The sequence below is a fragment of the Yersinia canariae genome, assembly GCF_009831415.1.
GTDB lineage: Bacteria > Pseudomonadota > Gammaproteobacteria > Enterobacterales > Enterobacteriaceae > Yersinia > Yersinia canariae.
Genome location: NZ_CP043727.1, coordinates 537219 through 560360 on the forward strand (window position 1 = coordinate 537219; position 23142 = coordinate 560360).

A 23142-nucleotide genomic window follows, 5' to 3' on the forward strand; every position below is an offset into this window, starting at 1 on the left:
ATAGACTCCGATGTTTACAGTGAATCCTAAGTTTACAGTAAATTACTAACAATATGTTTACAGTGAATGACTACAGACAGTTGTATCTGATTGCGAGTTTGCACACAATAAGACCCATTCCGCATTAATGTAGCGGCTTAAGGTGGAGTTTTAGGGGTAATAGGCTTAAATCGGTCTTTGTACGCGAAATGATAGTGTGTGTGATGCCACTTTTTTCAAATACTCGTAAGATCGTTTTTTACAGGAAAGTAGACCTAATAGATTTCAGGGTGCAGAAAAGTGATAAGCAAAAGCGGCTAACACACCTGCAACTTGAAAGATGATGGGGATAAAATTCATTAGGAGTACGCGTGCCACGATACCCTATTCTGTGTTTTTTGTGTGTATTGCTCGCCACACCTATCGCCTACGCTGCCAATGTGCGGTTGCAGGTCGAGGGTCTTAGCGGGGATTTAGAAAGAAATGTCAGGGCGCGTTTATCAACAATTGGCACTGATGAAGTCACCGCCGATGGGCGCTTTCGTTCAAGGGTCGATGAAGCTATTCGTCAGGGGCTGCGTGCCTTGGGTTATTACGACCCAACCATCACTTTTGATTTACAAGAGCGCCCCGCGCCTGCCCGTTCGATTTTAATTGCCAAGGTGGTTCCCGGAGAGCCAGTTTTGATTGCTGGGGTGGATATCGTGCTGCAAGGCGGGGCGAAAACCGACCCCGATTACCTGGCGCTGGTCCGCCGAGATACCCCCAAGATTGGCTCAGTTCTCAATCATGGCGATTTTGATAGTTTCAAAAGTTCGCTGACTGGCTTGGCATTACGCCGTGGTTATTTCGATGCCAATATGCTCAAAAGCCAGTTAGGTGTCGCTGCTGAACTGCGCAAAGCTTTTTGGGATATTGATTTTGACAGTGGTCAGCGCTATCGCTTTGGTAAAGTTATTTTCCAAGGCTCGCAAATCCGCGAAGATTATCTGCAAAATTTAGTGCCTTTTCATGAGGGGCAGCTGTATTCGGCTGATGATTTGGCCGAATTGAACCGCCGACTGTCTGCCACCAATTGGTTTAACTCCGTGGTCGTCTCGCCGGACTTCCGCGATGCGAAGAAAACCAAAACTTTGCCGCTTGATGCGGTTGTGACGCCACGAACAGAAAACACTGTTGAGCTGGGGGGCGGTTATGCCACGGATGTCGGCCCGCGTCTGACGGCCAGTTGGCGTAAACCCTGGGTGAACTCCTATGGGCACAGCCTGACCACCAGTACCACACTTTCGGCTCCTGAACAGACACTGGATTTCAGCTATCGGATCCCATTGTTAAAAAATCCCCTTGAGCAGTATTACCTGTTGCAGGGCGGGTTTAAACGTACTGATCTGAATGATACCAAATCAGATACCACGACGCTCAATGTTGCCCGCTTCTGGGATTTATCCAGTGGTTGGCAGCGCGCGATAAACCTGCGCTGGAGTTTGGATCACTTTACTCAGGGCAGTGTCACTGACACCACTATGCTGTTGTATCCGGGGGTGAGCATTAACCGCACCCGCCAGCGTGGTGGTGCAATGCCAGTCTGGGGTGATAGCCAACGTTATTCTATTGATGTGTCTGATACTACCTGGGGATCTGATGTTGATTTCGGCATTTTCCAAGCGCAAAACGTGTGGATTCGCACCTTGGGCGAGAAAAATCGCTTTGTGGCGCGTGGCAATTTAGGCTGGATTGAAACCAATGACTTTAACCGTGTGCCGCCGTCATTGCGCTTCTTCGCCGGTGGTGACCGCAGCATTCGTGGCTATAAATTCCGTGATGTTTCCCCGCGCGACAGCGAAGGTAAGTTAACCGGGGCCTCTAAATTGGCCACCGGCTCTTTGGAATATCAATATAACGTCACCGGCCGATGGTGGGGTGCGGTATTCGTCGATACGGGTGAAGCTGTAAATGATATTCGCAAAAGTGATTTAAAAACCGGTGCCGGGTTTGGCGTGCGTTGGGCTTCTCCCGTTGGCCCAATTAAACTGGATATCGCGAAACCTATTGGTGACAACGAAGCACATGGCGTGCAATTTTACATCGGTTTGGGGCCTGAACTATGATTTTGCTCAAGGGACGGAGGTGGATAAAGAGACTCAGTATTGCATTTCTGCTCATTATCCTGCTGCTGGTCGGGGCTCTGGCGGGCTTGCTCGGCACCACCAGTGGTTTGCATTTTGTCATCAACAGCGCCGTGCGCTGGGTGCCCGGCCTGGATATTGCCAGTGTCAGCGGTGGCTGGCGTGATCTCACCTTAAAAGGCATTCAGTACCACATGCCGGGTGTCACTGTGAAAGCGGGGCAATTTCATCTGTCATTACAGCTCTCCTGCTTAAAACGCAGTGAGCTGTGCATCAATGCGCTGACCGCCCAAGATGTGGATGTGGTGGTGGATACCAAAGCTATGGCGCCAGCGGCTCCGGCACCTGCCAGCACTGAACCCATGGGCGAGCTGAGTACCCCGTACCCCATAATCTTACGTTTGCTGTCATTAAATAATGTCAAAGTGGCCATTGATGACACCGCGATTTCGCTGGATGAATTCCGTACAGGTGCGCATTGGCAGCAGCGCGCATTGAACTTGATGCCGACTAAAATCAGTGGGTTATTGATAGCATTGCCGAAAACGGTGCCCACTATCGTCCCTGATGCGGCTAAACCTGCGGTTGAAACCGCTATCGCCGTCAAAGAGGCGGTTGAGCAACAGGCGGCAGCTCCCGTAGAACCAGAAACTCCACTGGGTGAAACCTTAAAAGCGTTATTTGCCAAGCCGTTATTGCCAGACTTACCGGATTTTCGTTTACCACTGGATGTGCAGATCAAAGAGCTATCAGGGCAACAACTGCGGCTGACGGGTGATACTGATGTGCTTATTACTCAGGTTCTACTGCAAGCCAGTACCCAAGAAAACCGCATAACACTGGACACGCTGGACATCAAATCGCCACAGGGTGGGTTATCAGCTCATGGTGAGGCGACGCTGGCGGATAAGTGGCCGCTGAGTATGACCGTCAACAGCGCGTTGAACATTGAACCGCTGAAGGGCGAGAAAGTGAAGCTGACGGTGGCGGGCGCTTTACGTGAGCAACTCAACGTCGCTCTTAATCTGTCTGGCCCTGTCAGCGCACAACTGGAGGCCGAAGCGGCATTAGCGCAAGCGGGGCTGCCTTTGGCACTGACCCTGCAAAGTAAGCAACTGCGCTGGCCATTAAGTGGTGAGCCGCAGTTCCAACTCGATAATCTCAGAATGCGCTTCAATGGGCAGGCGACAGACTACGCGCTGTCCGTGCGCTCGGATTTTAAAGGAACTGACTTACCGCCAGCGGTATTCACCTTGGATGGCAAAGGGAATGTTGAGCAATTCAATCTGACGCGTTTGCGTCTGGCGGCACTGCAAGGTAATACCGACCTGACCGGTGTGGTGGATTGGAGCAAGGCGATCAGTTGGAACTCAGTATTAACCTTGTCGGGCATTAATACGGCCAAACAGTGGCCTGAGTGGCCGGCAAAACTGGACGGCAAGATTGTTACCCGTGGCAGTGTCCATGGTGGCAGTTGGCAATTACAGGTGCCGGAGCTGACACTCGACGGGAATGTGAAACAAAATCGCGTCACCGCTCGCGGCTCATTGACCGGTAATGCAGCAGGTCAGTGGCATATTCCCGGCATCAATCTGGCATTAGGGCGTAATACGCTGGATGTAAAAGGCGACTTGAATGACAACTGGTTGCTCGATGCCAATGTTGATGCACCGCAGCTCGATGGTGCATTGCCGGGGTTAGGCGGCGTAGTGAAAGGGACTCTGAAGTTACGCGGGAATCTTAAAGCGCCACAATTGCTGGCGGATCTCACCGCCAGCCGCCTGCAATGGCAAGAATTGACGATTAATCGGGTTAAAATTGATGGCGATGTTCGCTCTACTGACCAAATTCAGGGTCAGTTGGCCATCAGGGTTGAGCAGCTCAAACAAGCTGATTTTGTGGTCAGCCTATTGACGTTGGATGCCCGTGGCAGTGAAAAACAGCATCAATTACGGCTGAATATGCAGGGCGAGCCGGTTTCCGGCCAATTGGCGCTGGAAGGCAGTTTTGACCGCCAACAGGCGCGTTGGCGCGGTACTCTTAATAACACTCGTTTTGATACACCCGTCGGTGAATGGCGCTTAAGCCGCGCCATTGCTTTGGATTACCAAAACACACTCGAACGGGTCACCATCGGGCCACATTGTTGGGTAAATCCGAATGCGGAACTGTGTGTGCCGCGTGCTATAGAAGCCGGCCCAAGTGGGCAGGCGAGTGTGGTACTCAATCGTTTTGATTTAGCGATGATAAAACCATTCCTTGGCCCAGATACCACGATGAGCGGTGTGTTCACAGGGCGCGCTGATGTGAGTTGGAAAGCCGGTGGAAGCTTGCCAGATGTGCGGGTATCACTCAGTGGCAACGGCGTCAAAGTGCAGCAAATGGTGCAGGGCAATCCACTGCCAATTGCTTTTGAAACCTTGAACCTGAATGGCGGCCTAGCAAATGGGCAGGTGCAGGCTGACTGGTTAATTAAGCTGGTGAATAATGGTCAATTCTCTGGGCAGGTGCAGGTTGCTGATCCTGAGGGGCGGCGCAATCTCTCCGGTAATATTGCTATCAGTAATTTCTCGCTGGCAATGATTAACCCTATTCTGAGTGATGGAGAAAAGGCCTCTGGCTCATTAAATGCAAACCTCCGTTTAGGCGGTAATGCGAAAAGCCCGCTAGTCTTTGGGCGTCTGGCGCTAGACAATGTGGATGTCGATGGCAGTTGGATGCCATTTGATATCACCGAAGGGCGTCTGGTGATGAATTTTGACGGTATGACCTCAACACTGGAAGGGTTGATTCGCACCTCTCAGGGGCAACTTAATCTTTCCGGGGATGCCGACTGGCGTGATATCAATGCCTGGCGCGCCCGAATTGCCGCCAAAGGTAATAAACTGCGGGTCACCGTCCCGCCGATGGTGCGGATTGATGTTTCGCCGGATATTGTTTTTGAAGCCACGCCACAACTGTTTACTCTGAATGGTTCGGTCGATATCCCTTGGGCGCGGATTACCGTGCAGGAAGTCCCGGAAAGTGCCGTCGGTGTCTCGCCTGATGAAGTCATGCTCAATAATGATTTGAAGCCTATCTCACCTCGCTCAACCAGTATTCCGATTAACAGTAATCTGGTGATTCGGATTGGTAATGATGTTCGCCTGAATGCATTTGGCCTGAAAGCGCGCTTACAGGGCGATTTGAAAATGGTACAAGACCAGCGGGGCTTGGGCTTAAATGGGCAAATTAATATTCCGTCCGGTAGTTTCCGTGCGTATGGTCAGGATCTGATTGTTAACAAAGGAATATTGTTGTTCTCAGGGCCACCGGATCAGCCGCTGCTTAATATTGAGGCTATCCGAAATCCTGATGCGACCGCCGACGGAGTGACTGCCGGTGTGCGGGTGACCGGCATGGTGGATTCACCACGGCTGGAAATATTCTCAGACCCGTCGATGTCGCAACAAGAAGCATTATCCTATTTGTTACGTGGCCAAGGGTTAGGTAATTCAGGTGCAGACAGCGGCCTGATGACCTCAATGCTGGTGGGGATGGGCGTTGCGCAAAGCGGCAAACTGGTCGGTAAAATCGGCGAGGCATTTGGCGTCAGTAACCTGGCACTGGATACTCAGGGGGTGGGTGATAGCTCACAAGTGGTCGTGAGCGGTTATGTCACCAAAGATCTGCAAGTAAAATACGGTGTGGGTATATTTGATTCGCTGGCTACGTTAACATTACGTTATCGGTTGATGCCCAGGTTGTATCTGGAAGCGGTGTCTGGTATTGATCAGGCATTAGATGTGCTTTATCAGTTTGAGTTCTAACAATGCGAATTATTGTCTACGGCAGTTTACGGCGCAAGCAAGGTAATAGTCACTGGATGACGGACGCCCAGTTATTGGGCGAACATGACCTGGAAGGCTTTGATATGTACAACTTAGGTCATTATCCGGCAGTTGTCCCCGGAGATGGCACTGTGCATTGTGAAGTTTATCGGATTAACTCATCTATTATGAACGAGTTAGATGAACTTAAGAGTAATACTAAGGATTATCGGCGCGAGTTGATCCAGACGCCTTACGGCAGTGCCTGGATATACCTTTACCGTTTACCGGTTGAAGGATTACCCCGCATTTACAGTGGTGATTGGCTCAAGCGCCATGAAGAAAATGATAAGCCGCAAAGCTAGACAGATATAAATAAAAAACACCGCGCAGTGGCGGTGTTTTTGCTGTTCACTCAAAAAGGCACTTCTCGAAGAAGTGCTTTTTTGTTATGTGCAACAGAGAATTACTTCTTCGCGCGCTCGAAAGAAGACAGGATTTCAGCTTTAGCTGCTGCGGCATCTTCCCAACCATCAACTTTCACCCACTTGCCTGTTTCCAGATCCTTGTAATGCTCAAAGAAATGTTTGATCTGAGCTTTCAGCAGCTCTGGCAGGTCTTGCACATCTTTAACGTGGTCATATTCTTTGGTCAGTTTGCTGTGTGGAACCGCAACCAGCTTGGCATCTTCGCCCGCTTCGTCAGTCATTTTCAGCACACCAACTGGACGGCAACGAATGACAGAACCTGGCTGCAACGGATATGGCGTTGGGACCAGTACATCAACCGGGTCGCCATCTAATGACAAGGTGTTGTTGATGTAACCGTAGTTGCACGGATAAAACATGGCGGTAGACATGAAGCGGTCTACAAACAAAGAGCCAGTCTCTTTATCAATTTCATATTTGATAGGATCTGCATTCGCAGGGATTTCGATCACAACATAGATATCTTCTGGCAGGTCTTTACCTGCGGGTACTTGGTTCAAGCTCATGTCGGTTTCCTTTTATCAAACCAGAAATGGAGTGCCGGCTATTATAGCCAAGTCTTATCTGAATTCCTGTCCTTTTCACTGTTTGATGACGGTGAGATTGCCTGAATCAAGGCCATTCTATTGAGATAAAATACTGTCATTATCTAAATGTATCTATTTTAAGCTGTTTTTCTGGTGATGGTTCAAGACGACTTTCTTACAGCCGATAACTTAATCAAACAATAAGACAGTCCACTGTACTGCTAACGCTTTGTAATCTTAACCATTTGCACATAACCGGAAAAAACCGATGTTAAAAAAGATTACCATTAAAAATGGGCTTATTGCTCAGCTAAGCTTTATGTCATTGATTTTACTGATTGTCAGTCTCATTGGTATTAATTCAATCCAGGAAAGTTCAGGTGCATTACAGGTCATCAATCAAATCCAAGGGGAGGAGTTAGGATCGCTATCAAATAGTTTTAATGCCACATTAAGTGCCAGAACTGAAGCGGCCTTGGCCATCCATCAATTAGAAATAGGCTTGATTGATGAATCGCTACAAACAGCAAAGGAGGCTGAGGCTTTATTGGCATTATCACAAAACGAAATGGCGCGTTTTGTCAGTGCGGTAACTGACCGGGGAGACGGGCAGGAGCTGGCGACTAATATCCAAAAAAGTTATAAAAATTATATTGATAAGGGTGTCATACCCATGTTGACCGCAATCAAAGCGGGCTATGCTGATGAATATTATGAAGTACTGGAAAAGAATATTACGGATATCAGCAAAGCTTTTAATAATGATGTCGCGGCTTTTCGCAGTTATGCACTGGATGCTGGCCAATTGCAAATCGCTAAAGCTAATCAGGCCGCCAAAATTAAATTGGCAATCATTGTCGCTGCGGGATTGGTCACTTTGCTCTCTGCGGTACTGGCGTGGTTTGCACTTAAATACATTATTTTACAGCCGTTAGAGCAATCAATTCATCAGTTGGAATATATAGCCGATGGTGATTTGACCCACAGTATTAACAGTGAGGGCAATACGGAATTAGCCCGACTGGCAAAAGCACTGGAAACTATGCAGCAATCGCTGGTGATTTCTGTCAGTAATGTGCGGGATGTTGGTGGGCAAATTGGCATTGGTTCGCGGGAATTAGCTGCGGGTAATAGCCATTTGGCTGAACGAACTGAAGAATCGGCGTCTTCATTAGAGCAAACCGCGGCCAGTATGGAGCAGCTAACGTCGACCGTAAAAATGAATGCGGAAAACTCAGATCAGGCAAATCGCCTGGCCATGAGTGTGTCGGACATTGCCAATAAAGGCAGTAAAGTTGTTAGCCATGTGGTGGATAAAATGCAGGCAATTACCACCAGTTCACGCCGAATTTCCGATATTATTGCCGTCATTGATGGTATCGCGTTTCAAACTAATATACTGGCGCTTAATGCGGCGGTTGAAGCGGCCAGAGCGGGTGAGCAAGGGCGCGGTTTTGCTGTGGTCGCGGGCGAAGTTCGTAACCTGGCACAGCGCAGCGCGCAGTCAGCAAAAGAAATTAAAGACTTGATTATTGAATCACAAAGTCGGGTGCGGGAAGGTGCAGATATGGCTGAATCCGCAGGGAAAACCATGCATGAGATTGCTAATGAAGTCGGTCGGGTGACAGCATTGATGCGCGAAATTTCAGCGGCTTCTTATGAGCAAAGCAGCGGAATTGAGCAGGTTAATGTGGCGATTGCTCAAATGGATCAAGTCGCGCAACAAAACGCCGCATTAGTTGAACAGGCTGCCGCAGCGACGTGTTCATTAGAGGAACAAGCTGATGCATTGTCAGCCAGTATGGCGATATTTAAATTACCGGGCGATGAACTCGCTGTTGTTGCATAAAAAAACAGCGGATCGAATGGCCGCTGTTCTTCATCCCTTAAACATCAAGCCACCAAATAGGTGGCTGTTTAGGGTATTAACGCTAATTATTTCACTTCTTCATCTGGGAATTTAGCGATAAAGCCTTCTGCATCTTCAACCATGGACTTGGTTCCAACGAAGAAAGGTGCGCGCTGGTGCAGTTTCTCCGGCACGATATCCAGAATGCGATTAACCCCATCAGTGGCTTTCCCCCCGGCTTGTTCTGCCAGGAATGCCATTGGATTGCACTCATACAGCAGGCGCAATTTACCCTGTGGATGGCTGGCAGTGCTTGGGTAAATATAAATCCCACCTTTCAACAGGTTACGATGGAAATCGGCAACCAGTGAGCCAATATAGCGCGAAGTGTATGGGCGATGAGTGGCCTCATCCTGCTCTTGGCAATATTTGATGTATTTCTTCACACCCAGTGGGAATTTAATGTAGTTCCCTTCGTTGATGGAATACATGCAACCGGTTGCGGGATAACGCACTTTTTCGCCGGATAAACAGAAAACACCCAGCGACGGATCATAAGTGAAAGTATGGACGCCGTAGCCAGTGGTATACACCAACATGGTTGACGAGCCGTACACCACATAACCTGCCGCAACTTGCTTGGTGCCCGGTTGCAGGAAGTCTGCTTCAGTAATAGGTGTACCAAATGGCGTGATACGACGATAGATGGAGAAAATAGTACCGACGGACACATTCACGTCAATATTTGAAGAGCCATCCAGCGGATCCATCAGAACCACATATTTGGCATTTTCTGCTCGACCACCATCAAAGATAACAATATCGTCTTCTTCTTCGGAGGCGATACCGGCAACTTCGCCACGTGCTTTTAGGGCAGCTTTCAATTTTTCATTGGCAAACAGATCCAGTTTCATCTGGTCTTCACCTTGAATATTTGAAACTCCGCTCGCGCCTAAAATATCAACCAGACCTGCTTTGTTGATGTCGCGATGAATGATTTTTGCGCCGAGTTTGATTGCTGAAAGTAATGCAGTTAATTCGCCAGTGGCGTGAGAGAAGTCTAACTGTTTCTCAACGATGAATTCGCCTAACGTTTTCATGACACAATCCCTGAATCTACGGTTAAATATCGATTTATTAACGAACAACTCACTTAATGGCAGCAGTGTAGCCCAAAGGTGAGAATGATTCATAGGCAATTCCATTTCTTCTCTTTGATTCTGAGCGGTAGAATGGCAACAAACTCTAAGCTTATTAATACGGAAAATTTATGCGCATTCACATATTAGGTATCTGCGGCACTTTTATGGGCGGCCTGGCAATGCTTGCTCGTTCATTAGGTCATGAAGTGACGGGATCGGATGCTAACGTGTATCCGCCGATGAGCACATTGCTGGAGAATCAAGGGATCGACTTGATCCAAGGATATGATCCCGCTCAACTGAATCCAACACCGGATTTAGTCATCATCGGTAATGCCATGACCCGTGGTAACCCGTGCGTTGAGGCCGTGTTAGAACAAGGTATTCCTTATGTTTCCGGCCCACAATGGTTGCATGACCATGTGTTACCTGAGCGCTGGGTGTTGGCAATCGCGGGTACCCATGGCAAGACTACAACTGCCGGAATGGTGGCCTGGATACTGGAAGCTTGCGGTTATGAACCGGGTTTTGTGATTGGTGGCGTGCCCGGGAATTTCGATGTTTCAGCTCGTTTAGGCAATAGCCCTTTCTTTGTCATCGAAGCCGATGAATATGATTGCGCCTTCTTTGATAAGCGCTCTAAATTTGTTCATTACAGCCCAAGAACCTTGGTCATGAATAACCTTGAATTCGATCATGCTGATATCTTTGATGATCTGAAGGCGATCCAAAAGCAATTCCACCATTTGGTGCGCTTAGTGCCAGGCAAAGGCAAAATCATTGTTCCGGATAATGACACTCATCTAAAACAAGTGATGGCGATGGGATGTTGGAGTGAACAAGAGCTGGTGGGTGAAACCGGCAGTTGGTTTGCACGTAAAGTCGCAGTTGATGCCAGTGTCTATGAAGTGTTCCTCGACAATGAATTAGTCGGCGAGGTCAGTTGGTCATTGGTGGGCGAGCATAATATGCATAACGGTTTGATGGCCATAGCCGCGGCCCGTCATGTGGGGGTATTACCCGCAGATGCTTGCCGGGTATTGGGTGATTTTATTAATGCGCGTCGCCGCTTGGAATTGCGCGGTGAAGCTCATGGGGTCACGGTTTATGATGATTTTGCTCATCACCCAACTGCCATTCTCGCAACATTGGCGGCATTACGCAGCAAAGTCGGTGGCACTGCACGAATTTTAGCTGTGCTGGAGCCGCGTTCTAACACCATGAAGTTAGGTATGTGTAAAAACGAATTGGCCCCTTCATTGGGACGTGCTGATGAAGTGTTCTTATTCCAGCCGCAGCATATTCCTTGGCAAGTCGTTGAAGTCGCCGAAGCTTGTATTCAGCCGGCGCATTGGAGTGCTGATATTGATACGCTAGTTGATATGGTTGTCAAAACCGCCCAACCAGGGGATCACATTCTGGTGATGAGTAATGGTGGTTTTGGTGGTATTCATGACAAGCTGTTGAGTGCCTTAGATAAAAAAGCAGAACAAGAGGCTGAATCTCAGGAGTAAGACGGATAAAAAAAGCCCCCGCATAGCGGGGGTAAAAGGGTTCGTCGGATAGACGACGAGGGATTATTCTGTTGTTATGCTGATTAAGCTTACAAATTTATTTTAATGAATATTCTATTCAATATGCTGAAAATGAATCTTTCAACAGATTGAATAAACCATCATGCTCGAAAGTATGCCCCTTTGAGTGGGGCATTTACTTTCATTCTGGGCGCTGAATCTTATTTGTAAATCTTAGCTGTTGCGTGCCAACCATTATCATCATTAATACCAATGATTTTGTAGGCCGTAGCGCCTTTGCTGTCTGCTTTATTCGCGATTGCCTGCTCAATATCAGAAGGCGCGCCAGTAATACCGCTAACACTAATTGCACCTAAATCAGTCATTTTGCTGGCTTGAGCCGCATCAATTGATTGCGCTGCTGATGCGCCGAAAGCAACAACAGAAAGTAAGCTAAGGGCCGTCAGGGTTGTTTTGATTTTCATGATTATCTCCTAAATATGAACCGACAATCCAAAAGTGCTTATCATAGATTTTTGGTGTTTTGGGCTTGTTGGTTTTACTGTTGATTCAACTTAAATCTCAATTATGACCTTGCCGCCATTCTTTATGTCGCTATGACAAATGACGGCCAACTCTACAATTATTGGTAGATAGTGGCAGTCGCATGCCAGTTGTTCTCTTCGCGCGCTTCAATCACTTTATAAGCTTTAGCGCCCATGGCATCGGCTTTATCAGACAGCGCCTGACGAATATCAGAAGGCGCACCATTCAGGCCACTGACGGTAATAGTCCCCATCGGTTGCAAATTAGCAGCTTGATTTTCACTGATGGAATCAGCTGCAAAAACACCAAATGACAGTGCAGATAGAATGCTCATGGTTGCGATAGTAGTTTTAACTTTCATATTATTGCCTCTATTTATTCTTTTATCACTTCAAAGGAAGTGTGATTTACGTCACGAAAATGAGTATACATCTAGTAACTGAGAATATTAATAGCCCGCTAATAATATTTAACGTCACTTTATCGTGCGTTATTACTTTTTAAGAACGAAAAGGAATAAAAATTGATTAAAAAACAGCACTTTTCAGAGAAAATAGAGTCTTTTCAATATGATAAGTATTTTTGACTAAAAGTGCGGAAGAGTACGGCGACTCTGACCATAAATGAAGTAAAAGCAGGGGGATTGAGTGGTTTTAAGTAGATGAGGCAGTCAGATGCCCTGTTTATCGCGAAATGTTTGGACTAATAAGGTCGACATGTACCAAACGAGAAAATGCGGCATATCAGGCCGCATCTTAATATTGGTAGTGAATTAAAGCTCTTGTTCGAACAAACGGAGGATAGCTTCATGTAACTGTTCGACGGTGAAACCTCTGGCAGGTGTGGTGAAAATAGTGTCATCACCTGCGATGCTGCCGAGAATGCCTTCCGCTTTACCTAATGAGTCCAGCAGTCGGGCGATCAATTGGGCTGCTCCTGGGCTGGTGTTAATCACAACGACTGAATCATTATAATCAACATCTAATACCAGATTCTTGAGCGGGCTGCTGGTGGTCGGAACCCCTAATTCAGCCGGTAAACAATAAACCATCTCCATTTTTGCATTACGCGTTCTGACCGCACCAAATTTTGTCAACATGCGCGATACTTTGGACTGGTTAATATTTTCAAAGCCTTCTTCCTGCAAGGCCAAAACGATTTCACCTTGAGAACTGAATTTCTCTTCTTTCAATAACGCTTTAAACGCCTTGATAAGATCTTCTTGTTTGGCGGGGTTACGCATTTTTTATGCCCTGACAGTCAATAGTGAATAGGATTATTATGCATATAAATGAATTTTTATTCAACATGACTATGGAGTATTGGTGATAAAAGCCGTGATATCAAGGTGTGCTGAAATTCTAACACTCTCTTACTGTTACGATTATGCTAAATCAGCTTTTTTTAACATTTGTATTGAGTAGCTAAAATGTTATTAAAATGATGTTGTTTTGATGTAAAGGAAGGGTGTAATGTAACCGCCGATTAACCTGTCATGAATACGCCAGATAATTTTAGAATAATGTGCGCTATATCATTAATGAATAAGCGATTTAATCTAAAATAGACAAACCTTATGCGCCTTTTTGATGCGTGATATCTCAATCTGACTGTTAATAGATTGTGTTTAAAATCGCAATAAATTAAGGTTCGTAAATAGATGAATTCACGGCAAATTTAAATTAAATATAATAAGGAGTATAGGATGAAAGTTGCAGTTCTCGGTGCCGCTGGTGGTATCGGCCAGGCCCTCGCTCTTCTACTCAAGACCCAGCTTCCTTCAGGTTCAGACCTCTCATTATATGATATCGCGCCAGTCACTCCTGGTGTTGCGGTTGATCTGAGCCATATCCCAACTGCTGTTAATATTAAAGGCTTCAGCGGTGAAGATGCTACCCCGGCCCTGCAAGGGGCAGATATTGTTCTGATCTCTGCGGGGGTTGCACGCAAACCCGGAATGGATCGTTCAGACCTGTTCAATGTGAACGCGGGTATTGTTCGTAATCTGGTTGAGCAAATCGCGCGCACTTGCCCGAAAGCATTAATCGGTATTATTACTAACCCTGTTAATACCACGGTTGCTATTGCGGCAGAAGTGCTGAAAAAAGCCGGTGTTTACGACAAAAATAAATTATTCGGTATTACTACACTGGATACCATTCGTTCGAATACCTTTGTTGCTGAGCTGAAAGGTAAGCAACCTCAGGATATCGAAGTGCCGGTTATTGGCGGTCACTCAGGTGTGACTATCCTGCCATTGCTTTCACAAATTCCAGGTATCAGTTTCACAGAGCAAGAAGTTATTGATCTGACTAAGCGTATCCAGAATGCAGGTACTGAAGTTGTTGAAGCAAAAGCCGGTGGCGGGTCTGCGACTCTGTCTATGGGGCAAGCTGCTGCACGCTTTGGCCTTTCTTTGGTTCGCGCTCTGCAAGGCGAGAGCAATGTTGTGGAATGTTCTTACGTTGAAGGCGATGGCAAGTATGCCCGTTTCTTCGCTCAACCAATTCTATTGGGTAAAGACGGCGTTGCAGAGCGTAAAGATATCGGCAAACTGAGTGCATTTGAGCAACAAGCCCTTGAAAGCATGCTGGATGTGTTGCACAAAGATATTGAGTTAGGCGAGCAGTTTGTAAAATAAATCAGTGTAGCAGGGGCTAAAGCAGCCCCTGAAATCACACCATTAACCGCCGAAGCAGTTTATCGGCGGTTTTTTTATGCCTGGATAATAGGTTGTCGTATCCTCACTTTTCGGTCCAGAAGATCACCGGTTTTTGAGTCAAAATAGCGTGTTGGCCAAATTTCAGAAGGATGAATATCCAGGCATTGTGCAATCAACCATTCCCCCTTCGGCCACGGGCGAGTTAGCGCATTAGCAAGTGTGGATGAGCTTAAACCTGCTTTTCGAGAGAGCGCCGCCAGAGTGGTGTCTTTCTTGCGTAGTGCAGCAATGATGTCGGCTGGGTGCCAATCAGATTTCCTTAAAATCATCTTTAATCCTTTTTTTTTCTAAGCTGCTGACGTGTTAGTGATATAAATAACGGTACATTGTTAATCGTACGGTGAACAGAAAGTAATCATTTAGAAGTATACTAACATTTATTTTCTGAAAGATTTTAAATGTTTTCTAAATATTCCTTTTTTGTGTCATAACGCATATTAGGAAGCAACACCATGAAAAAAGAGTGGTTTGCCGCTAAGGAGTTGGCAGGTCTTGATGGCTTACCGTCATCACCACAGGGAGTAAACCTCATGGCTAAACGTGAGGGATGGGAACAGCGCCGCCGCCGTGGTGTTCAAGGAAAGGCTGTCGAATATCACATTGAGAGCTTGCCTGTCACCATATTGAATTCATTGCAGTTAAGGGAGGAACCCGCCAAATACACGGCGACGCGACAGGACCCGCTGGCACTGTGGATTGAAGCGTATTATCGTTTTACCGAGGCTGAACGTGAGCAGGTCATTACGTTTATTTTTCGTGAGGGCGCTAAAAGCTTAATAGAAAAGTTGACTACAGATTAGGGTAGGTGAGTTGCCGGTTTTGGTCATTAATAAAATATAGTGCATACAGTCCATAAATTTCTGTAATATTAATGCATTACTGTATTGGTGAGTGCCGAGCTTGTTGCTAATAGAAAAACTCCGGCAATTGCGCCAGAGTTTCCTAATGGTTTCTTAAAATGCGCGTTGTACAGCAATATGCGCCAATCCTTCCAGAGCCTGACGATATTCGCTATCAGGGAGAACCTGCAAAGCAGCAATAGCTTTATCAGCCTCGTCTTCGGCGCGCTGGCGGGTATAATCCAGTGAGCCACATTGCTGCATTGCAACTAATACGGGTTCCAGTAAATGGCGGCCATTTCCTTCTTCAATGGCTTGTCGAATCATAGCGGCTTGTTCTGGTGTCCCATTATTCATTGCATGCAATAAAGGCAGTGTTGGTTTGCCTTCATTCAGGTCATCACCGGTATTTTTACCCAAAGTGGCACCATCGGAACTGTAATCCAACAGATCATCAATAAGCTGGAAAGCCGTGCCCAGATAGCGGCCATAATTTTGCAATGCAAGCTCTTGCTCTTCAGTTGCATCGGATAATATCGCAGCAGACTGTGAAGCAGCTTCAAACAAGCGGGCTGTCTTGCTATAGATGACCTGCATATAATTTTCTTCAGTGATGTCAGGATTATTGCAGTTCATTAACTGCAATACTTCACCTTCAGCAATCACATTCGTTGCGGCTGACATCAGTGTAAGGACACGTAATGATTCAAGGCTTGTCATCATTTGGAATGAGCGTGTATAGATGTAATCACCCACCAATACGCTGGCAGCATTACCAAAAGCGGCATTGGCCGTCGCCTTGCCACGGCGCATGTCTGATTCATCGACCACATCATCATGCAGCAGCGTTGCTGTATGGATGAATTCAATCAATGCTGCGACCGTGATGTGTTTAGTGCCCTGATAGCCCAATGCCCGAGCCACCAAAACAGCAATCATTGGTCGGATACGTTTCCCACCGCCACCGATAATGTAATGGCCCAATTGATTGATAAGAACAACATCAGAGTTCAATTGGTCGAGAATTGTTGTGTTTACAGCCGCCATATCTGGCGCGGTTAAGTCGATAATCTTTTCTAGGTTCATTGTTATATTCAGCTGTTTTTCTCTTTAACTACGATGAGATTACCGCCCACATTATTACATGACGTTCCCTGAGACTATGATTGTACTTGAAAAATTCATCAAATAAACGAGATGTAAGAAACTGTGCTTTTTTTCTTCTCTTGGACTGATTATATACTTGTCATTCACTACATTTTTGCGTAGAATTCGCGCCCTATTGTGAATATTTATAGTGCGCTCTGGACTACAAAAGTGGAGTGCACGGAAAGCGGAGTTTTATATGTACGCGGTTTTCCAAAGTGGTGGTAAACAACACCGAGTAAGCGAAGGTCAGACCATTCGCCTGGAAAAGCTGGACATCGCAACTGGTGAAACTGTTGAGTTTGACCAAGTTCTGATGATTGCTAACGGTGAAGAAATCAATATCGGCGCTCCTTTAGTCGATGGTGGCAAGATCAAGGCTGAAGTAGTTGCTCACGGTCGTGGCGAGAAGATTAAGATTGTTAAATTCCGTCGTCGTAAGCATTACCGTAAGCAACAAGGTCATCGTCAGTGGTTCACTGATGTTAAAATCACCGGCATCAGCGCTTAAGATTTAGGAGAGCGGATAAATGGCACATAAAAAGGCTGGTGGCTCGACTCGTAACGGTCGTGACTCCGAAAGTAAACGTCTTGGCGTAAAACGTTTTGGCGGCGAAGCAGTTTTGGCAGGCAGTATCATCGTTCGTCAGCGTGGCACTAAGTTCCACGCAGGCATCAACGTAGGTTGCGGCAAAGACCATACTCTGTTTGCTTTGGCTGACGGTAAAGTCAAGTTCGAAGTTAAAGGCCCGAAAAACCGTAAATTTATCAGCATCGAAGCTGAATAAGTTTTTCGCGTCCTGTAAATAGATGTAAGCCCTGCAATTTCGTTGCGGGGCTTTTTACATTTATGGGTTAACCCCACTGGTAAAAAATGGATACGAAGCAGCAGGCTGGTTTAGGTATTTTTTTGGCACTGACCACTGCGGTATTCTGGGGTGCCTTGCCGATTGCAATGAAGCAAGTGCTCGAGGTCATGGAGCCTTATACCATTGTCTGGTATCGCTTTATGATGGCGGCTATCGGCTTGGGGATTATTTTGGCTTCGCGTCGTCAGTTGCCCTCCCTTAAACTTTTTCGCCAACGTCGCTGGTTAATATTACTGATCATTGCGACCTGTGGCTTGCTGGGGAATTTCATCTTCTTCAGCTCATCATTACAATATCTCAGTCCGACGACGTCTCAAGTCATCGGGCAACTTTCACCTGTCGGGATGATGGTTGCCAGTGTACTGATTTTAAAAGAGCGGATGCGCATCACCCAAGTTATTGGTGCGGGTATGCTGATTTGTGGCCTGCTGTTATTTTTTAACACGAGCTTGCATGAAATCTTTACCCGCCTGACTGATTACACTCTTGGGGTGGCATTGGGGGTCTGTGCAGCGGTTGTCTGGGTCAGTTATGGTGTCGCCCAGAAAGTGCTATTAAGGCGTATGGCATCGCAACAAATCTTATTGTTGTTGTACACTTTATGTGCAGTTGCATTATTCCCATTAGCAAAACCAGCCGTTATTTTTCAGCTAAATGGGTGGCAGTTTGCCTGTTTGCTTTTTTGCGGGGTTAATACCCTGGTTGGTTATGGTGCCTTGGCTGAGGCCATGGCGCGCTGGCAGGCAGCGCAGGTAAGCGCACTCGTCACATTGACGCCGCTGTTTACCTTGTTTTTTTCAATTTTATTGGCGCTGGCCTGGCCAGATATGTTCACCGCACCTTCTCTCAACTTTGTGGGATACGTCGGCGCATTCGTGGTGGTGGCAGGTGCAATGTTTTCCGCAATTGGGCACCGTTGGTGGCCACGTCGGACAGAAATAAATCAGGTTGCTCCGCTAAAATAGCAGCCCGGTGAATGAGTTACGGAGAAAGTAAATGAAGTTTGTAGATGAAGCTACAATTCTGGTTGTAGCCGGTGACGGTGGTAACGGTTGTGTCAGTTTCCGTCGCGAAAAATATATTCCTAATGGTGGTCCTGACGGTGGTGATGGTGGTGATGGCGGTGATATTTACCTGCTGGCCGATGAAAACCTCAACACGCTGATTGACTACCGTTTTGTGAAATCTTTCCGTGCTGAACGTGGTGAAAATGGTCAGAGCCGCGACTGTACCGGTAAACGCGGCAAAGATATCACCATTAAAGTGCCTGTTGGTACCCGTGTACTGGATCAAGGGACGGGTGAGATTGTTGGTGATATGACTCGCCATGGTCAGCGCTTGATGGTCGCAAAAGGCGGTTTCCACGGATTGGGTAATACCCGTTTCAAATCCTCGGTAAACCGTGCTCCTCGCCAGAAAACCATGGGGACTGAAGGCGAAACTCGTGAGCTGATGCTGGAGCTGTTGTTACTGGCGGATGTGGGCATGTTGGGCTTACCTAATGCCGGTAAATCAACCTTTATCCGCGCAGTCTCTGCTGCTAAACCCAAAGTCGCTGATTATCCATTTACAACTCTGATCCCAAGTCTGGGTGTGGTTCGTATGGATCACGAGCAAAGTTTTGTGGTTGCCGATATTCCAGGTCTGATTGAAGGCGCATCCGACGGCGCAGGTTTAGGTATTCGTTTCCTCAAGCATTTGGAACGTTGCCGCGTACTGTTGCATTTAGTGGATTTAGCGCCAATTGATGAGTCTGATCCGGTTGAAAATGCCAAAATCATTATTAATGAGCTACAGCAATACAGCGAAAATCTTGCTGAGAAGCCTCGCTGGCTGGTGTTCAATAAGATTGACCTGCTAGACCCTGAGGAAGCTGAAGTACGCGCTAAGGCTATCGCAGAGGCTCTGGGATGGGAAGGTAAGTATTATATGATCTCGGCTGCGAATCGCGACAATGTGAACGCCTTATGCTGGGATGTCATGAACTTCCTGAACACACAGCCCAAAGCCATGGCCATTGCTGAAAGTACACCAGAAAAAGTTGAATTCATGTGGGATGATTACCACCGTGAGCAGCTGGCTGAAGTGGAAGCAGAAGCTGAATCAGAAGATGACGATGATTGGGATGAAGAAGACGATGACGGCGTAGAGTTTATTTACGAACGTTAAGTTCCCAATAGTTGTTCGTGAATCAGATTGATTTAAAACAGGGCTGCCATTCGTGGTAGCCCTTTTATTTGGAAAACTCATAACTGAAAGACTGTATTTGAATGATGGATTTTAGCGATGAGTGGTCGCCGGTATCCAGCATTGCGCTTTTAACCCGGAGCATTCAGTGCGGTTTTCGAGTGTTAATTTGCCTTGGTGCAGTTGCGCAATCCGGATAACAATATTCAGCCCTAAGCCACTGCCGCCATAGCGTTGGTCCATACGGCGAAATGCCTGAGTCAATTCACCCGCCTGTTCTTGCTTTATTCCAGGGCCTTCATCAATGACTTGCAACAGAGTGCCTTGAGCTTCTGTAGATAACTTGACTGAGATTTGGCTGTCTACTGGGCTATAGCGATGTGCATTCTCGACCAGATTGCGCAGCATCAAACGCAGTAATGTGGCATCGCCCTGAGTCTGGGCAACAGCAGGGAGTTCCCATCGTAAGGTCTGCTGCCGTTGGGCACACATTTCTTCCAATTCTTCTTTCAATGGCCGCACAACATTTTCTATCCAGTCGAGTGTCTGATAGAGGCCACTGGCAAAATTCTGCCCGGCCCGCGACAGCATCAACAATTGTTCAATGGTATGTATCAATAAATCAATTCGGCTAATAAGCGGTTTGCTTTCTGCAATGCCTTGTTGCCCCATCAATTCCAGATGCAGCCGAATACCGGCAAGAGGTGTGCGTAACTCGTGTGCCGCATCAGCGGTGAACAGGCGCTCCTGTGCAATGGTATTGGACAGCCGGGATAGCAGTTGATTAAGGGTAGATGTTACCGAGACAATTTCTTGCATGTCGCTGTTCACCACGACGGGTGTGAGATTATCCGCGGAGCGCTCAGCCAGTTTCTGCTGCAATTGGCCCAGTGGCCGAATAATCCAACTGATTGCCCAGAAAGAGAGTAAAAGAGTGATAGCCATCATAATGAGCGACGGCGCAAGCAGTGATGCTATTGCCTCGGCTATTTCTGTATCAACCCGCTCATTACGCACCTTGGCACTCAGTGTTTCATCGACCAAAAAGCTAATTTGTTCTTGGCTTTCATGCCATAACCAAAATGCGCTGATCAGTTGGGTCACCAATAATATTAACGCCAACATCAAGATGAGACGACGCCGCATACTGATCATCATTGTGCTTCCAGTCGGTAACCTATACCCCGTACCGTCCGAATACGATCTTTACCCAATTTGCGCCGCAGATTATGGATATGGACTTCCAGCGTATTGGAACCGAGATCATCATTCCAGGTATACAGATCCTGTTGTAATAACTCACGATTAACAGTTTGTCCGGCTCGCATGATTAAACGCGAGAGAATCGCAAATTCTTTAGGGGTGACTTCCAGCGGCTGATCCTGCAAACACACTTGTTGGGTGGTTAAATTAAGGCTCAGGTTATCTTGCTGTACCAGATTGTCACTTTGCCCTTGGTAGCGGCGGATTAGCGCTCTAACACGGGCCAGTAATTCTGCGAGTGCGAAAGGTTTTATCAGGTAATCGTCAGCACCGGCATCCAGCCCGTCAACTCTATCTTCGAGAGCATCGCGAGCGGTCAGGATAAGTACCGGTAATGTGATGTGCTGGCGTCGCCATTGGCGGAGCAATACGCTACCGTCTTGATCCGGTAAACCGAGATCGAGAATAATCATACTGTACTGACTGGTGAGTAACAAACTATGCGCTTGTGCTGCGGTGCCAGTGCAGTCACAGGCATAGCCCTCGCTGGTCAGCGCCATGGCTATCCCTCGTTGTAGCAACTCATCATCTTCAACAATCAGTAGTTTCATCGTTTTTAGCTATTCTAAAAAGAGTCTCAGTTATTCTGATAAATATCTTTATACAAGCGACTTTCGAAACGAACCAACGGCGCTCGACGATTTTTTTGATCTTCGGGTGGCACTGCGTAGCCAGACAAGAATTGGACAAAAGCCATACGTTGCCCACTTGCGGTGGTAATAAATCCGGCCAGATTGTATACGCCTTGTAATGCCCCCGTTTTAGCCGACACCTTGCCGTCAACACCCGCTTCGTGCAGCCCACCACGATAACGCAATGTGCCGTCATAGCCTGATAATGGCAGCATTGAGATAAAGTTAAGTTCTTGATCATGCTGAGCAATATATTGCAAAGCCTGCATCATTGTTGCTGGCGAAATAAGGTTATGGCGTGATAAACCTGAACCATCCACGACAATACTGTTCCCCAAGTCCACACCCGCTTTTTGGCGCAATACCTGACGAACAGCATCAGCCCCGGCACGCCATGTCCCGGGCACCCCAAAGCGCTGGTGACCAATAGTTCTGAAAACAGTATCCGCAATCATATTGTCAGACTTTTTCAACATGATTTTCAGTAGGTCATGTAATGGCGCGGATTGCGCTTGGGCCAGCACATTTCCGGCGGAGTTTGGTGTAGTTTGTCGGCGCAAATTGCCATCAATTTGGATATCAGCTTTCTTTAATTCATCTTTCAAAATAGCACCGGCATAGCTCGCGCCGTTTTGTACCGCAAATGCCAGAGGTAAAGGTTCGCTACGTTGTGTCAGACAACCTGTGAGTGTGAACCGGTTTAACTCTCCTGGCACGACATCTAATTCACAATATTGCGCATCAGGCGAACCTTTGGCTAAGGTGCGAACTTCACTGAACATTTGCACCGGGTAATAAGACGCTACTCGGATAAATGCCATGTCACCTGGGTTCGGCGCGCTATAAAGGGATACAGAAAAGCAGTTTCTATCAACAATGGCGGCTGCGGGCGGCGCACTAAAGCATTGTGTCATGTCATTCCATGGCCAACCTGGTGCTTTGTCATGGCTGGCAAAAACCGACGTATCGATAATCAAATCACCCGCAACTTGTTTTACACCCGATTTTCTGAGCGTCGCCACCATATTACGCAACTGTTGGCGTGTTAAGGTGGGATCACCATCAAAACGTGCAATTAAATCGCCGCGTAAAACACCATCCGTGATCGTGGCGTGACTTTCCAATGTAGTATTGAAGCGAAAATCTGGCCCAAGCTGTAATAATGCCGCCAACGCGGTCAGGACTTTTTGCGTACTGGCAGGTAATGCCATCTGCTGAGCGTGATAGTCTATTGCCGGGGTAGTGGCCCCAATTTTTTGTACGACTAACGCAAGATTTGCCCCATCAGGCAGATATTGTGTGTAATTTTCGACCTGAGCCGCATTGGCGTTAGATATGCTGATACTGATCGCAATAGCGCTGGCCAATCCACTGACAATTCGTGAAAAATGCATAATTTCGGTATAACTGCTGAATAACGTGCTGCCATACTACGGTGCAACGAGGGCGAAAGTAAACGATGACCCTAAAGGAACTCTACGTTAAAATGCATATCAAAATGCAA

Annotated in this window: 21 protein-coding genes; 11 read left to right on the forward strand and 10 right to left on the reverse strand. The window is 47.0% G+C overall.

Annotation, left to right across the window (positions count from 1 at the left end; all coding sequences use genetic code 11):
* Positions 1-350: 350 nt before the first annotated feature.
* From tamA to F0T03_RS02570, 3 genes are read left to right on the forward strand one after another with little or no spacing between them, the layout of a single operon-like run.
* Positions 351-2087 carry an autotransporter assembly complex protein TamA gene (tamA, locus tag F0T03_RS02560; RefSeq protein ID WP_145556510.1) on the forward strand — a complete coding sequence of 579 codons (1737 nt, stop codon included), beginning with the start codon at positions 351-353 and terminating at the stop codon, positions 2085-2087.
* Entirely contained in the window at positions 2084-5914 is a 3831-nt protein-coding gene (gene tamB, locus F0T03_RS02565) for an autotransporter assembly complex protein TamB (protein ID WP_159677161.1), read from the forward strand. The genes tamA and tamB overlap by 4 nt, the downstream gene beginning before the upstream one ends.
* Before the next feature lie 2 nt (positions 5915-5916).
* Positions 5917-6279 carry a gamma-glutamylcyclotransferase family protein gene (locus tag F0T03_RS02570; protein WP_019080701.1) on the forward strand — a complete coding sequence of 121 codons (363 nt, stop codon included), beginning with the start codon at positions 5917-5919 and terminating at the stop codon, positions 6277-6279.
* A gap of 101 nt (positions 6280-6380) precedes the next feature.
* Here the strand turns inward: F0T03_RS02570 and ppa are convergent, their stop codons facing one another.
* Complete coding sequence (gene ppa, locus F0T03_RS02575) at positions 6381-6908, reverse strand: inorganic diphosphatase (RefSeq protein WP_002210169.1); 528 nt, start codon at positions 6906-6908, stop codon at positions 6381-6383.
* A 289-nt stretch (positions 6909-7197) separates the two neighbouring features.
* Between ppa and F0T03_RS02580 the strand changes: the two genes are divergently transcribed.
* Positions 7198-8778 carry a methyl-accepting chemotaxis protein gene (locus F0T03_RS02580; protein WP_159677162.1) on the forward strand — a complete coding sequence of 527 codons (1581 nt, stop codon included), beginning with the start codon at positions 7198-7200 and terminating at the stop codon, positions 8776-8778.
* An 86-nt stretch (positions 8779-8864) separates the two neighbouring features.
* Here the strand turns inward: F0T03_RS02580 and fbp are convergent, their stop codons facing one another.
* Positions 8865-9878 carry a class 1 fructose-bisphosphatase gene (gene fbp, locus F0T03_RS02585; protein WP_145556513.1) on the reverse strand — a complete coding sequence of 338 codons (1014 nt, stop codon included), beginning with the start codon at positions 9876-9878 and terminating at the stop codon, positions 8865-8867.
* A gap of 170 nt (positions 9879-10048) precedes the next feature.
* Between fbp and mpl the strand changes: the two genes are divergently transcribed.
* Positions 10049-11434 carry a UDP-N-acetylmuramate:L-alanyl-gamma-D-glutamyl-meso-diaminopimelate ligase gene (gene mpl / locus F0T03_RS02590; RefSeq protein WP_159677163.1) on the forward strand — a complete coding sequence of 462 codons (1386 nt, stop codon included), beginning with the start codon at positions 10049-10051 and terminating at the stop codon, positions 11432-11434.
* A gap of 221 nt (positions 11435-11655) precedes the next feature.
* Here the strand turns inward: mpl and F0T03_RS02595 are convergent, their stop codons facing one another.
* The 3 genes from F0T03_RS02595 to argR form a co-directional block, all read right to left on the reverse strand.
* On the reverse strand, positions 11656-11919 hold the full coding sequence (locus tag F0T03_RS02595) for a YdgH/BhsA/McbA-like domain containing protein (protein ID WP_145556515.1): 264 nt from the start codon (positions 11917-11919) through the stop codon (positions 11656-11658).
* A gap of 158 nt (positions 11920-12077) precedes the next feature.
* Complete coding sequence (gene yhcN / locus F0T03_RS02600) at positions 12078-12341, reverse strand: peroxide/acid stress response protein YhcN (RefSeq protein ID WP_159677164.1); 264 nt, start codon at positions 12339-12341, stop codon at positions 12078-12080.
* 411 nt (positions 12342-12752) lie between these two features.
* Positions 12753-13223: a transcriptional regulator ArgR gene (gene argR / locus F0T03_RS02605; RefSeq protein ID WP_004389210.1), complete on the reverse strand. Its 471-nt coding sequence runs from the start codon at positions 13221-13223 to the stop codon at positions 12753-12755.
* Between the two features lie 462 nt (positions 13224-13685).
* Here argR and mdh point away from each other — a divergent pair, with 462 nt between their 5' ends.
* Complete coding sequence (mdh, locus tag F0T03_RS02610; RefSeq protein ID WP_145556518.1) at positions 13686-14621, forward strand: malate dehydrogenase; 936 nt, start codon at positions 13686-13688, stop codon at positions 14619-14621.
* Between the two features lie 74 nt (positions 14622-14695).
* Here the strand turns inward: mdh and F0T03_RS02615 are convergent, their stop codons facing one another.
* Positions 14696-14971 carry a helix-turn-helix domain-containing protein gene (locus F0T03_RS02615; protein ID WP_145556519.1) on the reverse strand — a complete coding sequence of 92 codons (276 nt, stop codon included), beginning with the start codon at positions 14969-14971 and terminating at the stop codon, positions 14696-14698.
* A 183-nt stretch (positions 14972-15154) separates the two neighbouring features.
* Here F0T03_RS02615 and F0T03_RS02620 point away from each other — a divergent pair, with 183 nt between their 5' ends.
* On the forward strand, positions 15155-15502 hold the full coding sequence (locus F0T03_RS02620; protein ID WP_159677165.1) for a DNA-binding protein: 348 nt from the start codon (positions 15155-15157) through the stop codon (positions 15500-15502).
* A gap of 153 nt (positions 15503-15655) precedes the next feature.
* Here F0T03_RS02620 and ispB read toward each other — a convergent pair whose 3' ends face one another.
* Positions 15656-16627 (reverse strand): octaprenyl diphosphate synthase, encoded by a 972-nt coding sequence (ispB, locus tag F0T03_RS02625; protein ID WP_145556521.1) that lies wholly within the window; start codon positions 16625-16627, stop codon positions 15656-15658.
* A 259-nt stretch (positions 16628-16886) separates the two neighbouring features.
* Here ispB and rplU point away from each other — a divergent pair, with 259 nt between their 5' ends.
* From rplU to cgtA, 4 genes are all read left to right on the forward strand, one after another.
* Positions 16887-17198: a 50S ribosomal protein L21 gene (gene rplU, locus F0T03_RS02630; protein ID WP_004707048.1), complete on the forward strand. Its 312-nt coding sequence runs from the start codon at positions 16887-16889 to the stop codon at positions 17196-17198.
* Between the two features lie 19 nt (positions 17199-17217).
* Complete coding sequence (gene rpmA, locus F0T03_RS02635; protein WP_002210179.1) at positions 17218-17475, forward strand: 50S ribosomal protein L27; 258 nt, start codon at positions 17218-17220, stop codon at positions 17473-17475.
* Positions 17476-17561: 86 nt separating this feature from the next.
* A complete protein-coding gene (locus tag F0T03_RS02640; protein ID WP_159677166.1) occupies positions 17562-18521 on the forward strand; it encodes a DMT family transporter in 960 nt (319 codons plus the stop codon).
* A 31-nt stretch (positions 18522-18552) separates the two neighbouring features.
* Positions 18553-19725: an Obg family GTPase CgtA gene (gene cgtA, locus F0T03_RS02645; RefSeq protein ID WP_145556523.1), complete on the forward strand. Its 1173-nt coding sequence runs from the start codon at positions 18553-18555 to the stop codon at positions 19723-19725.
* A 111-nt stretch (positions 19726-19836) separates the two neighbouring features.
* Here cgtA and pmrB read toward each other — a convergent pair whose 3' ends face one another.
* From pmrB to dacB, 3 genes are read right to left on the reverse strand one after another with little or no spacing between them, the layout of a single operon-like run.
* Entirely contained in the window at positions 19837-20898 is a 1062-nt protein-coding gene (pmrB, locus tag F0T03_RS02650; protein ID WP_145556541.1) for a two-component system sensor histidine kinase PmrB, read from the reverse strand.
* Complete coding sequence (pmrA, locus tag F0T03_RS02655; protein WP_145556524.1) at positions 20898-21557, reverse strand: two-component system response regulator PmrA; 660 nt, start codon at positions 21555-21557, stop codon at positions 20898-20900. The genes pmrB and pmrA overlap by 1 nt, the downstream gene beginning before the upstream one ends.
* A gap of 26 nt (positions 21558-21583) precedes the next feature.
* Positions 21584-23032, reverse strand: a complete 1449-nt coding sequence (dacB, locus tag F0T03_RS02660) for a serine-type D-Ala-D-Ala carboxypeptidase (protein WP_145556525.1) — start codon at positions 23030-23032, stop codon at positions 21584-21586.
* Positions 23033-23142: the final 110 nt, after the last annotated feature.